Origin of the sequence: Dolomitihabitans soli, from assembly GCF_022213955.1 — a bacterium.
Classification (GTDB): domain Bacteria; phylum Actinomycetota; class Actinomycetes; order Streptosporangiales; family Streptosporangiaceae; genus Streptosporangium_A; species Streptosporangium_A soli.
The window spans coordinates 49001-62520 of sequence record NZ_JAKNTW010000024.1; the positions used below are offsets into that span (position 1 = coordinate 49001).

Genomic DNA, 13520 nt, shown 5'->3' on the forward strand with positions numbered 1-13520 from the left:
CCCGTTACGCTGCCACCTCATGATCAGATCACGGTTCGTGAGCGTCCTGCTGTGGACGATGCTCTTACCCTTCGCCCTGTGGGCCGTCATCAGACTCGCCGGGTGGATCCCCGTGTGGCAGTGGGTCCCCCTGGTGGCGTTCACGCCCTACGTCGCGGCGGCCTCGGTCGTGCCACTGCTCCTGGCGGCGGGGACGCGCCGCCGGGCTGCGGGCGCGGTGGCCCTCGTCACGTGCGTGGTGCTCGCCGCGGCCGTACTGCCACGGCAGTTCACCGACGGCAATCCCGAGTCGGGAGACCAGCGGCTGCGAGTGCTCGCCGCGAACCTCGCGGTCGGCGCGGGTGACACGGCGAGCCTCGTCGGGCTGGTGCGGGAGCTGAGGCCGGACGTGCTCGCGCTGCAGGAACTCACCCCGCCGGCCAGGGAGCGGCTGAAGGCGGCGGGGCTGCTGAAGATCATGCCGCACGTCGTCGACCGGTCCAAGGAGGGGGTCTGGGGGTCGGCCGTCTACTCGCGGCATCCCGTCGAGGAGCTGCCGCTGATCGAGCTGGGCAGGTTCCGGCAGGCGCGGGCCCTGGTGACGCGTCCGGACGGGGAGAAGATCGAGGTCGTCTCGGTGCACCCGTGCGCGCCTCGGTACGACTACAAGGTGACGTGCTGGTCGACGGGCCTGGAGGCGCTGCCGAGGGCGGGCGGCGGGCTGCGGGTGCTCGCCGGGGACTTCAACGCCACCCTCGACCACCGGCCCGTGCGCGACCTGCTGTCCAGTGGCTACCGCGACGCCGGCGACGTCACCGGGCAGGGGTTCACCGCGACGTGGCCGCAACAGGGCTGGGAGCCGACGCCGGGCGTGACGATCGACCACATACTCGCCGACGAACGGATGTCGATCCGCTCGTTCGGCGTGCACGCCCTGCCCGGCACGGACCACCGTCCCGTCTTCGCCGAGCTCGGCCTGCCCGCCCGCTGATCACTTCGGCGGGTCGAGCAGCGCACGGATGAGCGGCACGGCCAGCCGGAGCACGTCGTCGACGTCGGCCTCGGCCAGGTCGGGCATTCGCAGCAGGTGACGGTGGCTGGTGATGCCGAACATCACCGCGCCCACCAGGGCCGCCCGGAGCCGCACGTCGGGGCCGTCGAGCGTGGGCACGATCTGGTCGATCGCCTCCGAGGTCACGTGCCTGCGCAGCAGATCGGCGGCTTCCTCGCTGGTCATGCTGGCGCGCAGGAGCACCGCCATCGGGTTGTCGGGCTCGGCGGCCCATCTTTCGAGCATGGCACGCAGATAGTTCTCGGCGGTGCGGGCCGGGTCGTCCGTGGTTTGGGCGTCGATGTCGATGCGGTAGTCGACGGCTTCGCCGAACAGCCGTTGCTTGGTGCCGAAGTACTGGATGACCGACGACTTGTCGACGCCCGCCTCGGCAGCGATGGCGCGGATGGTGGCCCGCTCGTAACCGAGGTTGCCGAAGGTGCGGCGAGCGGCCTGGAGGATACGCCGCCGAGTGCGTTGTCCCTTGCTCTCGGCACGAGCGGGCCCGGCTTCCGCCTCCGGGGCCCGCTCCGTGTGGACGTCGCCGCTCGCCATCGATCGCCTCAGTTCTGCGGACTCGCGCCGAACGGTGAGGCGATGCTGCCGTCGGTCATCAGCTGGGACAGGGTGCGCTGCATCGACTCGGCGTCGTTGAGGTGCGGGAACGGCTCGCCGACCGGAACCTCGACATCGAGGAACCGGCACAACGGCTCCCAGCCCTCCCGGACGTCGAACACCAGGAGCCGATCCGCGGGCAGGCTCTCCTTGACGGTGTCAACGTGGCGGTGGAACGCCTCCACGGCGACCTCCTCGTCGGGCATGCCGTCACCGAAGTCGCCGTTCCCGCCGAAGGTGGACCGCTGGATCAGGTCGAGCACCGGGCTGAGCCTCTTCATCGACTCGAAGACCACGGCCGCCCCTTCGGGCAGATTCTCCGGCATCGCCCGGCCGGGACCGTTGGCGAGCAGCATCTTCATGCTGGCATACCAGCGGTGCGGGTCGCGCACGGTCAGGACGACCTTCGCGTCCGGGTACGCCTCTGCCTGCTGACGCCAGAAGAAGCTGGCCGGCCAGTCTTGGGAGGATCCGAAGCCCTCGAACACCTGGTCCCAGTCCACCGGCGCGCCGGAGGCGAGGGGCAGCCACCGGTCGACCTGGCGGCCATCCGACAGGATGTTGAACATGTGATAGCAGGGGCCGAACCCCAGTCGTTCCAGGGCGGCCTTCATGGAACTGGTTCCGGTACGCGGGAACCCTGCGCCGATCACTCGCAACACGTCGTGCTCCTCATCCGTCTGCCGACGAAACGGCTCACATCGTTCAGTTCGTGTGGTGCGGATCGAGCCTACGGCGATCGTCGTATTTTCTCAACAGTTGTACATAAATCGCGTGATCAGCACCTCGCCCGCAGGAGGATCTCGAAGTGAACCGTCTGGAACCTCGTGAGATCCCCGTCGCGGGAGTCGTGGACCGGCTCGGCCAGCGAGCGCCAGAACGCCTCCGCCCCCTCGACCCGGGTGTCGGAGTGCAGGTAGACGATCTTGTATCCGCCGTGCGCCGCGACGAAGTCACAGGCCAGCCGTACCATCCGGCGGGCCAGGCCGTGCCGCCGGTGCGCGGGGTCGACGTACACCCGGAAGAGTTGGGCCGTCGAGTCGTCCGGGTAACGGTCGGCGAGCCGACGGGGGTGCGGCGGACTCTTGGGCCCACCGGCGCGGACCGCCGTCGTGCCGACCACCTCCCCCTCGTGCACGGCGACGACCAGGGTGTGCCCGCCGGGACGGAGGTAGGTCCCGGCCAGGTCCACGACGTCCCAGTGCCATTCCGGGCGGTAGCCGTAACCGAACTCGCGGTAGAAGGTGTCGAGCATGACGCGGCGGGCGCCGTCGAGATGCCCGGGTTCGGCATGTGTGACGTGGTAGGAGGGCATGAGGGGCTCCTTCAGCGGGGTGCGGCGACGAGCGCCTTGGTCAGTGGCTGGACGGGACTTCTCAGCACCTGTTCCGCCGTGCCCTCCTCGATGATCCGCCCGCCGTCCACCACCACGACGCGATCCGCCAGCCGGGCGACGACTCCCATGTCATGGCTGACCAGGATCAGGCCGAGTCCTCGCGCACGGCCGAGGTCGCCGATCGGCTCGCCGGACGAATCGCGACCCGGCCCGTCGAGCGGCCCGCCGAACGAACCACGGTCCAGTCCCCCGGGCCCGTCAACGCGCACGTCCCGGCGCCGGCCGTCGGGGACGTCAAGGGCCGCGTCACGGCCCAGGCCACCGGGAACGCCGACGGACGCGTCACGGCGCAACTCGTCGAGCAGGTCGAGGATGCCGGCCTGGACGAGCGTGTCGAGGCCGGAGGTGATCTCGTCGCAGATCAGCACCCTCGGCCCGGCGAGCAGCGCACGGGCCAGTGCGGCACGCTGGAGTTCGCCGCCCGAGAGCGCAGGGGGCCGCCGCTCCGCCGTACGGGCGTCGAGGCCCGTCCGCGCCAGCATGTCCAGCGCCGCGTCGTGCGCGGCGGCGGCCGGGAGACCCCGCAGACGTACGGCGGAGCGGGCGACCTGGGCGGCCACGGTGCGCAGCGGGTCGAAGGAGGCTCTGGCGTCCTGGAAGACGTACTGGACGCCGGCCACGTCGCGGCGGTTCCTCCTCGCCAGGCGGCGGGGCAGGGGGCGGCCGTCCAGGGAGACGGCCCCGCCGGTCGGCGGGTGCAGGCCGGCCACGCATCGGGCCAGGGTGGTCTTGCCGCTGCCCGATCGTCCGACCACAGCCAGGCACTCCCCCGCCTGGACGGCCAGCGTCACGTCATGCAGCACGGTCGACCGACGATGCCCGGCCGTCAACCGGGTGACCTGAACCAGCGCGGCTCCCGGCCGGCCCGCCCATCCTGCTCCCGTCGCCATCGCCTCGGCTCCTCGCGGCCCTGACCGGCGTGGCTCCCCGCCCGGCTGCGCGAAGGCGATGAGCGCGGCTCCGGGCCGGCCTGATTCCGTCGCCGACAGCCCGGTGACCTCGATTTCCGCGGCTTCCGGCGCGTCCGCTCGCCCTGGTCTCATGGCCGGTCGCATGGCCGGTTGCGCGGCGATGAGCCTGCGGGTGTAGTCGTGCGCGGGGCTCTCCAGGATCGTGCCGGCGGGCCCCGACTCGACGGCCCGCCCGGCCCGCATCACCACCACGTGGTCGGCCAGCGCCCGGACCATGTCGAGGTCGTGACTGAGCAGCACCACGGCGACGCCCTGGGCGCGCACACCGCCGAGCTCCGCTGTGACCTCGCGGCGGATGACCGGGTCCTGGCCGGTGGTGGGCTCGTCGGCGACGATCAGCACGGGATCGAGGAGAAGCGCCTGAGCCAGGACGACCCGCTGCTGCTGGCCGCCGGAGAGCTGGTGCGGGTAGCGGCCGAGCAGCGCGGCGGGGAGCCGGGCCCGGCGGGCCGCGTCCAGGACCCGTTCCCACGCGTTCGCCGCGCCGGCGCCACGCCCGGCGAGGGCGAGGCGGGCCGCCCTGCCCGGCGGCCCGGCGGGAACGAGACGGGCCGCACCGTCCGGCGGCCCGGCGGGAGCGGGGCCGGAGGTACCGGCCCTGGCCCGGCTGCGGGCGATCTCCTTGAGCACCGCGCCGACCCGGCGGGCGGGGTTGAGCACGGCGGACGGGTGCTGTGGCACGTAGGCCACCGCGCCCGCCGCACGGCGGATCTCGCCGGACAGCCGCACCCCGGGCGAGTGCTCGCCGAGCAGCGCGAGACCGATGGTGGTCTTGCCGCTGCCCGAGGCCCCGACCAGCGCGAGCACCTCACCGGCGGCCAGCGCGAAGGACACGCCGTCCACCAGCGTGCGCCCACCGGCCTCGGCCGTCAGGCCGGTCACCTCCAGCACGGACCCGGACGGGTTCACGGGTTCCTGCCTTTCCGCGCGCGCAGCGCGCCGTCGAACACCAGGTTGGTCCCCACCGACAAGGCCACGATCAGCAGCGCGGGGACCAGCACGGCCCACGGCTGGAGGAACATGCCGGTGCGGTTGCGGTCCACCATGACCGCCCAGTCGCTCGCGTCGGGCGGCACGCCGACGCCCAGGAAGCTCGCCGACGCGACCAGGTACAACGCGCCGACCAGGCGCGCGCCGAGGTCGGCCAGCAGCGGGCCCAGCATCGACCGCCCCACATAGCCGACCGCCCTGCGCCACCACGTCTCCCCCTGCGACCGCATCGCCTCCAGCACCGGCCGGGCGGCGATCTCCAGCCCCGCCGCCCTGGAGACCCGGGCCACCTCGGGGAGGCCGATCAGCGCGACGATGACGACCAACGCGGCGGAGCCGGGCGCGGCGATGGCGGCCAGCAGGATGAGCAGCAGCAGCGACGGGACCGCCAGGAGCAGGTCCAGCGGGCGCATCAACAGCTCATCGACCCACCGCCGCCCGGCCATCGCGGCGGCCACGCCGAGCGGCACCCCCACGGCGTACGCGAGCAGGGTCGCCAGCAGCGCCACCAGCACCACCGAGCGCCCACCGAGCAGCACCTGCTCCCACACGTCACGGCCGACGAAGTCGGTGCCGAGCGGCGGCCCCGCGGCGAAGGACACGCCGCGCGGCTCGGGAGCGCCCGCGAGCCACGGCCCCAGCAGCGCCAGCCCCAGCGGTACGGCGAGCAACACGGCGCCGAGGCCGGGACGAACCAACCGGCGGACACGTGTCACCGGTGGGCTCATTGGGTGCCCGCCGCGCCCGGGGTCAGGCGGAAGGTGGTGAGGTCGGCGGCGAGGTTGACCAGGATCGTGGTGCCGGCGAACAGCACACAGAGTCCCTGGATGACCGGGATGTCCCTGGCGGCCACCGAGTCGGTCAGCACCGTGCCGAGGCCGGGGATCACGAACACCGCCTCGACCACGATCACGCCGCCGAGCAGCCAGTCGGTGGTCCTGGCGAGTTGCTGCACACCGGGGGCGAGCGCGTTGGGCAGGGCGTGCGCCAGCCGTACGCGGCGGGGCGAGAGGCCCAGGCGCAGCGCGTGCCGTACGTAGCCGGAGCCGAGGGCGTCGATCATGCCCGCGCGGATCAGGCGGCTGAGCGAGCAGATCGGGCGGGCGAGCAGGACCACGACCGGCAGGACCAGCAGGGCGGGCTGGTCCAGCAGGTCGGGGCCGGCGCCGACGGCGGTGGGCGGGAACCAGCCGAGCCCGACGGCGAACACCGCGACCAGCACCACGCCGAGCGCGAACTCGGGGATGGAGTACAGCCCGACGGTGACGGCGGTGAGCGTCCGGTCCAGGAGCCCGCCCTCGCGCGTCGCCGCGACGACTCCGGCGACGACCGAGATCGGGACGAGCGCCAGCAGGGTCGCCGTCGCGAGCAGCAGGCTGGGGAGGAGGCTGCTCGCCAGCAGTTCGGCGACCGGGCGGCCGGAGACCAGGGAGACGCCGAGGTCGCCGCCGAACAGGCCGAGCAGCCAGCCGGCCCAGCGTTCCACCGCCGGGCGGTCGAGTTCGAGGGCGTGCCTGAGCTGGGCGATCCGCTCCTCGTCGGGGATGTCGCCGGCGAGCACCACGGCGGCGTCGCCGGGCAGCGCCTCGGTGAGCGCGAACACCAGCGTGGCCACCGCGACGATCTGCGCCAGGCCGAGGAGGAGCCGCCGCAGGGTGTAGCGGGTCATGCTCAACCGAGCCACACCTTGTCGAACCGGGCCCAGTCGAGCGTGTTGGCGGGCGCGTTGGCCACGCCGTGCAGCCGCTGCGCGGTGCCGAGCAGCCAGTCGGCGAACCCCCAGATCAGAAAGCCGCCCTCGGCGTGCAGGACGCGTTGCATGTCCAGGTAGATCTCCCGGCGTCGTCCTTCGTCGGCGGTGGCCACGGCCTTGTCGTAGAGGGCGTCGAACTCGGGGCGCGCCCACTTGGTGGCGTTGGTGGTGGAGCCGCTGAGCAGGCGCTGGGACAGGTGCGTCTCGATGGGCATGGCTCCCGACCGGTAGCAGCAGATCGTGCCCTCGTTCAGGATGTCGGCCCAGTAGGTGTCCTTGTTGCCCACTTTGGCGGTCACGTCGAGGCCGATCTGCCGTGCCTGGTCGGCGAACACGCCGGCCGCCTCCAGGAAGCCGGCGGCCGCCGCCGAGGTGTCGAGCTGGATCTTCAGCCCCTTCGCGCCCGCCTTCTCCACCAGCCACCTGGCCCGGTCGAGGTCGCGGGCGCGCTGCGGGATCTCCTTCGCGTAGTACTGGTAGTCCTTGCCGAACAGGTCGTTGCCGATCGTCCCCGCCCCCGAGAGCACGCTGTCGATCATCTGCGGGCGGTCGGCGAGCAGGAACATGGCCTCGCGCAGGCCCGGGTCGTCGAACGGCGGGCGGTCCACCTTCATGGCGAGGGCCTGCATGCCGCTGTTGTTCAGCCGGATCACGTTCAGGCGCCCGCCGCCCTCGTAGGTGCGGGCGGTGGCGGGCGTCAGGTCGTGGGCGTACTCCGCCTGGCCGCCGAGCACCGCGTTCACCCGGGCGGACTCCTCGTTCGCCAGGAGGTACTCCAGCTCGTCGAGGTGGGCCGGACCCTCCCAGTAGTCCGGGTGGCGCTTCAGCAGCAGCGACCGGCCGGGAGTGAAGGAGACGAAGGAGAAGGGTCCCGACCCGACGGGACGCGCGAACTCCTCGGTCCCGTCCGGCACGATGTACGCGCCGAAGGCGGCCAGCACGTTGGGGAACTCGGCGAACGGCCGTTTCAGCGCGAACTCCACGGTGCGGTCGCCGACGGCCCGGCTGTTCCTCAGGTCGATCAGGGCCAGGTTGGCCCTGGCGCGGAAGGTCCGCGTGCCGTCGGCGATCCGGGCGTAGCTGTGCAGCACGTCGGCCGCCCGCACCGGCCGCCCGTCGTGGAAGCTCGCCTCGCGCAGCGTGATCCGCCACGTGCTGAGCTTCTTGTCCGGCTCCCAGCCCTGGGCCAGCCGGGGGACGATCGACACGTCGGTGCCGTAGTCCGCGAGCTTGTCGAACATGGCCTTGGCCCGGGACGCCTCGACGAAAAGGTTCGCCAGGTGCGGATCGAGGGTCTCCTGCGCGCCGCCCCCGGCGAACACGGCGCGGAGCCGTCCGCCCTTTCTCGGCGGTACGGCGCCGCGCGGCCGGCCCGGGGCCGGCGTCGTGCCGCATCCGGTGAGTGCGGCGGCGGACAGCATGGCGGCGGCGCCGAGGAAGGATCGGCGGTCATAGTGCATGGGTAGCAATGGTAACGATTTTCATAATCGCCGCAAATCGCCCCTCGGCACGAGCGATGAGCCCGGCCACCGTGATCGGTACGGAAGTGTGTTTCCCCGGCCGTCAGACCGAGGCTCCGCTACCCAGCGGCGGCCCTGCTCAAGATGACGGCTTTCAGTCGAAGAGATTCGGCCAATTGCCGCTGCGAACCCGGACGTCCGCGCGTGGGCTGCTTTCCCTGGGTGACGTGGAGTTCAGGGGCGGGCCTAGAGACCCAGGCCGGACTCCAGGTGCGCGAGTGCCCTGTCGATCTCGGCGGGCCCGTCCATGTCGGGGTCGTGTGCCCATTGCAGCCAGACCATGGCCACGACCCCGAGGACCGCGCCGATGGCGTTCCGGATCCGAGGGTCGCCCGCATCGCATCCGGCCCTGTCCGTCAGGACCTCGGAGATCTCCCGTAGCAAGGGGGGGCTCTTGCGCAGGTTGGCGGCAAGCAGTTCAGGGACGGTCGTTGCGAACACCTCCCGTGCGTACCCCGCAGCGATCTCGTCGGCGGTCAGGGAGGCGAACGCCGTACGGAATGCGCCGCGCAGGACGGCGACCGGTTCTCCCGGTGGCTGGACGTGGAGCGCTTCGATGAGCGGGGGGGAGTGATCGAGGGTGACCAGGTCCTCCTTCGTCGGAAAGTAGCGGAAGAAGGTGGCGGGGGAGATCTCGGCGGCCTCGGCTATCTGGTCGATGGTGGTGGCGTTGTAGCCGCGTTCGCGGAAGAGCCTGAACGCTTCGCGCAGGATCGTCTCCCTGGTCTTGGCCTTCTTACGTTCGCGTAGTCCACCGGTCGCCATGTCCTTATTCTACTAGACCACCAAATGATGGTGTACTCTCATAAAAGAGCCAACTGTCATAATCCTGGAACGGGAGAGCCATGCCAGTTCGCGGCACCCGCAGGTGGTGGGCACTGGGGGTCCTCGCTGTCGGCCTGCCGGCCACCATGCACTCCCACGCCGACGCCGCCGTGCTCGCAGCCTCGGCGAACTTCGAACGAGCCATGCTCTGGGCCCACCTGCGGCCCACCGACCTTTGAAGGAGCTGTCTCCATGCGCGATCAGAACCTCGAAACCCCCACGACCCTGCCCATCCGGCGCGATCCCGCCTGCCCGTTCGACCCGCCCCCGGAGCTGACGCGGCTGGGTGAATCCCAGCCGCTGACCCGACTCGCTTTCCCCGACGGCCACGTCGGCTGGCTGGTCACCGGCTACGACGCCGCCCGCGCCGTACTGTCCGACCCCCGCTTCACCGCCCGACCCGAACTCAAGCACTCGCCGCTCCCCCGGCCCAACGTCCGCCCCGGCGGCCACGACAAGCCACCCGCGCCAGGGTGGTTCGCCGGCATGGACCGGCCCGAGCACACCCGATACCGTCGGCTGCTCACCGGCCAGTTCACCGTCCGCAGGATGAAGGCCCTCGAACCGCACATCGCTCGAATCACCGCCGATCAGCTGGACGCCATGGCCGCGGCCGGCCCACCGGCCGACCTCGTGCAGGCGTTCGCGCTGCCCATCCCCTCCCTGGTGATCTGTGAGCTGCTCGGCGTCCCCTATGGCGACCACGCGTTCTTCGAGGAGCAGACGACCGTGGTAGTCAACATGGACAGCACAGAGGCGCAGGCGATGACCGCCACGGGCAACCTGTCCGGCTACCTGAACGATCTAGTACGGCAGAAGCGGGCCAGGCCCACCGACGACCTGCTGAGCAGCCTGATCACCGAGAGCGACCTGACCGACGAGGAACTCACCAACATCGCCCTTCTGCTGCTGGTGGCCGGACATGAGACCACCGCGAACATGCTCGCCCTGGGTGCTTTCGCCCTCCTGCAACATCCTCACCAGCTCGCCGCCTTCCGCGCCGACACCGCACTGACCGAAACCGCGGTCGAGGAGCTGATGCGCTACCTGACCATCGTCCACCTGGCCACACCCAACCGCGCCGCGTCGGCGGACGTCGAGGTCGGCGGTCAGATCATCCGCAAGGGCGAGACGGTGGTCATGGGGTTGCCCGCCGTCAACCGCGACCCCGGGCAGTTCGCGGATCCCGACGCGCTGCGCCTGGACCGTACCGACGCCAGACATCACCTGGCCTTCGGACACGGCGTGCACCAGTGTCTGGGCCAGCAGCTCGCCCGGATCGAGATGCGCATCGCCTATCGCGCCCTGTTCGACCGCTTCCCCACCCTGTGCCTCGCGGTGCCGGCCGCCGAGATCCCCATGCGCGAGGCCTCCTTCGTCTACGGTGTGTGGCAGCTCCCGGTCACCTGGGAGCAGGCATGAGAGTGATCGTCGATGAGGACCGCTGCGTGGCCAGTGGCCAGTGCGTCATGACCGCAGCGGACGTCTTCGATCAGCGCGAAGAGGATGGAATCGTCGTCCTCCTCGACCCCAAGCCACACCGCGGCCTGCACGACGAGGTCCACAACGCCGTCATGCTCTGCCCCGCCGGAGCCATCCGCGTCCAGGAGGAATCGTGACGGCGCCGACAGCAGCGACGGCGTGTCATGCTCCATCGCCCGGTCCAACGGAAACTGCGCTAGCTCCTTCAGCGACTCCCCCACCGGTCGGCACCGGCTTCCAATCCAGATACTTCAGCACCAGGTTCGTCGGATTCTCCGCAGTCGCTACGTGGACCCCGCTCGCAGCCGCACGTCCAGCACGACCTCGGGGTGGGGCAGGGTGGCCGGGCGCGAGGAGACCGCGCAATGGGGAGGCAGAGCCAGGTGCAGTCCTGGTCAATCGCGTGTGTCGGCGAGTCCGGCAGAGATGATCTGGATCGATCGGACCTGGTTTCTACCTGACAGGGTTCTGATTTCTTCCAGCTCTGCGGAGGCGATGAATCCGTACATCTTGCCGTTCTTCGCACGACTTCGGAGATCGACCAGGTCGAGCCCCAGTTTGGCGAGAAGCGGAGCATCGTCGTCGCGAAGAGCGGCAACCCAGAGTTGGAACCCCTCGGAAGCGCGCAGAAGCTCATCCGGCGGGCAGGGAAGGTTTCTGTCTCGGCAGAAATGCGTGTCCCAGGAGACCGGCCCGCCGGCTCTGCCCCGTTCGGTGAAGATGGCGACGTCGATGCCGTTGGGCAGCCAGAGGTCCACCGCATTTTCGGTCATCGGCTCGGAAAGCCAGACGACGAGGAGCGCGCGTAGCTGGTGCTGGGGATCGCTGAGGCTGAGGAAAGCGCGATCGTCGGGCAACAAGGGACTCGATACGGGCTCGCGAATGGCTCCCGTGAGTCTCCACGGCCTGAGAAGCGGTTGAGTCACTTCACCGGACGATAGAAGCTCGATGTTCTCCCGTCGCGTCGCCTCCGGTCCGCGAATAAGGGGGTAGGCGGGCCGGGGATCCAGCAGGACGGGGACGCTCACGTCCTGGAGACTCTGGTGCGCCTCGGAGGCGTCATCGATCCGTATGCGGTAGTCGGGATGGGATGCGGCCAGGCCGTTGGCCAAGACGAAGGCGGCTCGTTCGCTGGAGACGCCGGCCTGCGGGGATCGCATCCAGCCCACGCCCAGCGCGAGGACCGTTGTGACCACCAGGGCAATGGCTAAGGGCAGGCGGTGACGGCGCCCGACGGATAACATGGCTGTCTCCATTCCGAATGGTCGACGGGGGTGCCGGCCATCAAGATGACCGGCGCCCAGCCGCATGCTAGTTGTCGTTCGTCGGTGGCATAGGGGCTTGATCGACATTGGTGGCTCTGGTCGGGCAACGGCTGGGCGGTCGCGGAGCCGGGCGACATCGCCGACGGACCCGAGGCGCGGCCGGTCGGCGGGCTCGCCCGGCACCCAGGTGGTGACGATCCAGGGGCGCGCGAACAGCGCGGCGGGCTCGCCGAGGCGTTGTGGTGCGCCCGCCGCTTCAAGCCATGCTCAGGACACGCTCAGGCCAAGGGCACGCCTGCCGGGGCCGCCGCGTCGAAGATGTCGTCGATCAGCACGGCCGTACGGCCCGCGCGGGTGAGCAGCGAGGCTGCGGCGGCGGCACGGTAACCGCTGCCGCAGTGCGTCCACACCACCCCGGGCGGCACGTCCGCGAGGCGGTGGGGCAGCTCGGGCAGCGGGATGTGCACCGCGCCCGCGATGTGCGACGTCTTCCACTCGTTGCGCAGCCGCACGTCCAGCACGACCTCGGGGTGGGGCAGGGTGGCCGGGGGTGCGGCCAGGTCGGCGAACGTCGCGACGGGCAGGGCGGCGTCCCCCGCGAGGCCGGTGGCGAAGGCCGCGATCCGGTCGACACCGATCCGCGCCAGCTCGCGCCGGGCCTCGGCGATCTGGCCGGGCTGCTCGCCGATCAGCGTCAGCGGCGCGCCCCACTCCATCAGCCAGCCGAGCCAGGTGGCCATCGGACCGTCGAGGCCGAGGCTGATCGTGCCCGCCAGATGGGAGTCGGCGTAGGCCCTGCGGTCGCGCAGATCCACCACCCACTCCCCCGAGGCCAGACGGCGGCGTACCTCCTCGGGGTCGGCCGGGTCGGCCAGGTGCAGGTCGAGCGGCTCGGGCCCGGCCAGGTTGATCGCCCCCAGCCGGGCGTAGTAGGCCGGGTAGGCGTCCAGGCCGGCGAGGACCACGTCGACGAACTCCTCCGCCGCCAGCCGCAGCACCGGGTTGATCAGCCGCTCCCTGGCCAGGGTCGACTCGTCGCCGCCCGAGGTCGGGGAGGCGGCGCAGAAGCTGCCGAACCCGTGGGTCGGCCACACCCGCGTGCCGCCGGGCAGCGCGTCGACGAGCTTGCGCACCGACGCGTACTGCATCCTGGCGAGGTCGCGCGCGTGCTGCTCGCCGAGCAGGTCGGTACGGCCGGTCGTGCCGAACAGCAGGGACCCGCCGGTGAACACGCCCTCCACCCCGCCGCCGCGCTCCAGCACGTACGACAGATGGTGGAAGGTGTGTCCGGGCGTGGCGACCACCCGGAGCGACCTGGCCGGGCCGATCTCCAGCACGTCGCCGTCGGCGAGCGGGAGATGGTCGAAGGGCGCCTTGTCGGCGGCGGGCACGCCGTACACCGCGCCGGTCAGCCGGGACAGTTCCAGCCCGCCGGAGACATAGTCGTTGTGCATGTGGGTCTCCACCACATGCGTGATCCGCGAGCCCAGCCGACCGGCCATTGCGATGATCCGGTCGATGTCGCGTTGCGGGTCGACCACGAGCGCCGCCTCGCCGTCGGTGGCGAGGTAACCCCGGTCCCCGAGCCGTGAGGTCTCGATGACCTCGATCTCCCCGTGAGCAGCCATGCAATCATGCTCACACAGCCGACGGGGACGGCTCCGGGCGGGTTC

The 13520-nt window shown here is 71.1% G+C and carries 14 protein-coding genes; 4 read left to right on the top strand and 10 right to left on the bottom strand.

Going from position 1 to position 13520, the window contains the following annotated elements:
• Positions 1–19: 19 nt before the first annotated feature.
• A complete protein-coding gene (locus MBA17_RS35430) occupies positions 20–970 on the top strand; it encodes an endonuclease/exonuclease/phosphatase family protein (RefSeq protein ID WP_238501804.1) in 951 nt (316 codons plus the stop codon).
• On the opposite strand, the gene MBA17_RS35435 is transcribed toward MBA17_RS35430, so the two are convergent.
• The 8 genes from MBA17_RS35435 to MBA17_RS35470 all read right to left on the bottom strand — a co-directional run bounded on the left by MBA17_RS35435 (position 971) and on the right by MBA17_RS35470 (position 9040).
• Positions 971–1585 carry a TetR/AcrR family transcriptional regulator gene (locus MBA17_RS35435; protein ID WP_238501805.1) on the bottom strand — a complete coding sequence of 205 codons (615 nt, stop codon included), beginning with the start codon at positions 1583–1585 and terminating at the stop codon, positions 971–973.
• A gap of 8 nt (positions 1586–1593) precedes the next feature.
• Complete coding sequence (locus MBA17_RS35440; RefSeq protein WP_238501806.1) at positions 1594–2307, bottom strand: sulfotransferase family protein; 714 nt, start codon at positions 2305–2307, stop codon at positions 1594–1596.
• Between the two features lie 116 nt (positions 2308–2423).
• Positions 2424–2960 carry a GNAT family N-acetyltransferase gene (locus tag MBA17_RS35445; protein WP_238501807.1) on the bottom strand — a complete coding sequence of 179 codons (537 nt, stop codon included), beginning with the start codon at positions 2958–2960 and terminating at the stop codon, positions 2424–2426.
• Positions 2961–2971: 11 nt separating this feature from the next.
• A complete protein-coding gene (locus tag MBA17_RS35450; RefSeq protein WP_238501809.1) occupies positions 2972–4921 on the bottom strand; it encodes an ATP-binding cassette domain-containing protein in 1950 nt (649 codons plus the stop codon).
• Positions 4918–5718: an ABC transporter permease subunit gene (locus MBA17_RS35455; RefSeq protein ID WP_238501810.1), complete on the bottom strand. Its 801-nt coding sequence runs from the start codon at positions 5716–5718 to the stop codon at positions 4918–4920. Before MBA17_RS35455 ends, MBA17_RS35450 begins: the two co-directional genes overlap by 4 nt.
• 8 nt (positions 5719–5726) lie before the next feature.
• Entirely contained in the window at positions 5727–6671 is a 945-nt protein-coding gene (locus tag MBA17_RS35460) for an ABC transporter permease (RefSeq protein ID WP_238501811.1), read from the bottom strand.
• A gap of 2 nt (positions 6672–6673) precedes the next feature.
• On the bottom strand, positions 6674–8215 hold the full coding sequence (locus MBA17_RS35465; protein ID WP_238501812.1) for an ABC transporter substrate-binding protein: 1542 nt from the start codon (positions 8213–8215) through the stop codon (positions 6674–6676).
• A gap of 246 nt (positions 8216–8461) precedes the next feature.
• Positions 8462–9040: a TetR family transcriptional regulator gene (locus MBA17_RS35470; protein WP_238501813.1), complete on the bottom strand. Its 579-nt coding sequence runs from the start codon at positions 9038–9040 to the stop codon at positions 8462–8464.
• Positions 9041–9120: 80 nt separating this feature from the next.
• Here MBA17_RS35470 and MBA17_RS35475 point away from each other — a divergent pair, with 80 nt between their 5' ends.
• From MBA17_RS35475 to MBA17_RS35485, 3 genes are read left to right on the top strand one after another with little or no spacing between them, the layout of a single operon-like run.
• On the top strand, positions 9121–9279 hold the full coding sequence (locus tag MBA17_RS35475) for a hypothetical protein (RefSeq protein ID WP_238501814.1): 159 nt from the start codon (positions 9121–9123) through the stop codon (positions 9277–9279).
• Between the two features lie 13 nt (positions 9280–9292).
• Entirely contained in the window at positions 9293–10522 is a 1230-nt protein-coding gene (locus tag MBA17_RS35480) for a cytochrome P450 (protein ID WP_238501815.1), read from the top strand.
• Positions 10519–10719 (top strand): ferredoxin, encoded by a 201-nt coding sequence (locus MBA17_RS35485; protein ID WP_238501816.1) that lies wholly within the window; start codon positions 10519–10521, stop codon positions 10717–10719. Before MBA17_RS35480 ends, MBA17_RS35485 begins: the two co-directional genes overlap by 4 nt.
• A 258-nt stretch (positions 10720–10977) precedes the next feature.
• Here MBA17_RS35485 and MBA17_RS35490 read toward each other — a convergent pair whose 3' ends face one another.
• Both MBA17_RS35490 and MBA17_RS35495 read right to left on the bottom strand, forming a co-directional pair.
• Positions 10978–11826, bottom strand: coding sequence for a hypothetical protein (locus MBA17_RS35490; protein ID WP_238501817.1), 849 nt, complete (start codon positions 11824–11826; stop codon positions 10978–10980).
• Between the two features lie 299 nt (positions 11827–12125).
• The gene (locus tag MBA17_RS35495; RefSeq protein ID WP_238501818.1) at positions 12126–13475 is read right to left on the bottom strand and encodes an MBL fold metallo-hydrolase; all 1350 of its coding nucleotides are present in this window, start codon (positions 13473–13475) and stop codon (positions 12126–12128) included.
• Positions 13476–13520: the final 45 nt, after the last annotated feature.

Excerpts from the sequence above, each read along its gene's own strand:
- MBA17_RS35495 (WP_238501818.1), bottom strand. The coding sequence starts at position 13,475 with ATGGCTGCTCACGGGGAGATCGAGGTCATCGAGACCTCACGGCTCGGG.
- MBA17_RS35430 (WP_238501804.1), top strand. The coding sequence starts at position 20 with ATGATCAGATCACGGTTCGTGAGCGTCCTGCTGTGGACGATGCTCTTA.
- MBA17_RS35465 (WP_238501812.1), bottom strand. The coding sequence starts at position 8,215 with ATGCACTATGACCGCCGATCCTTCCTCGGCGCCGCCGCCATGCTGTCC.
- MBA17_RS35445 (WP_238501807.1), bottom strand. The coding sequence starts at position 2,960 with ATGCCCTCCTACCACGTCACACATGCCGAACCCGGGCATCTCGACGGC.
- MBA17_RS35460 (WP_238501811.1), bottom strand. The coding sequence starts at position 6,671 with ATGACCCGCTACACCCTGCGGCGGCTCCTCCTCGGCCTGGCGCAGATC.
- MBA17_RS35485 (WP_238501816.1), top strand. The coding sequence starts at position 10,519 with ATGAGAGTGATCGTCGATGAGGACCGCTGCGTGGCCAGTGGCCAGTGC.
- MBA17_RS35480 (WP_238501815.1), top strand. The coding sequence starts at position 9,293 with ATGCGCGATCAGAACCTCGAAACCCCCACGACCCTGCCCATCCGGCGC.
- MBA17_RS35470 (WP_238501813.1), bottom strand. The coding sequence starts at position 9,040 with ATGGCGACCGGTGGACTACGCGAACGTAAGAAGGCCAAGACCAGGGAG.
- MBA17_RS35490 (WP_238501817.1), bottom strand. The coding sequence starts at position 11,826 with ATGTTATCCGTCGGGCGCCGTCACCGCCTGCCCTTAGCCATTGCCCTG.
- MBA17_RS35475 (WP_238501814.1), top strand. The coding sequence starts at position 9,121 with ATGCCAGTTCGCGGCACCCGCAGGTGGTGGGCACTGGGGGTCCTCGCT.
- MBA17_RS35435 (WP_238501805.1), bottom strand. The coding sequence starts at position 1,585 with ATGGCGAGCGGCGACGTCCACACGGAGCGGGCCCCGGAGGCGGAAGCC.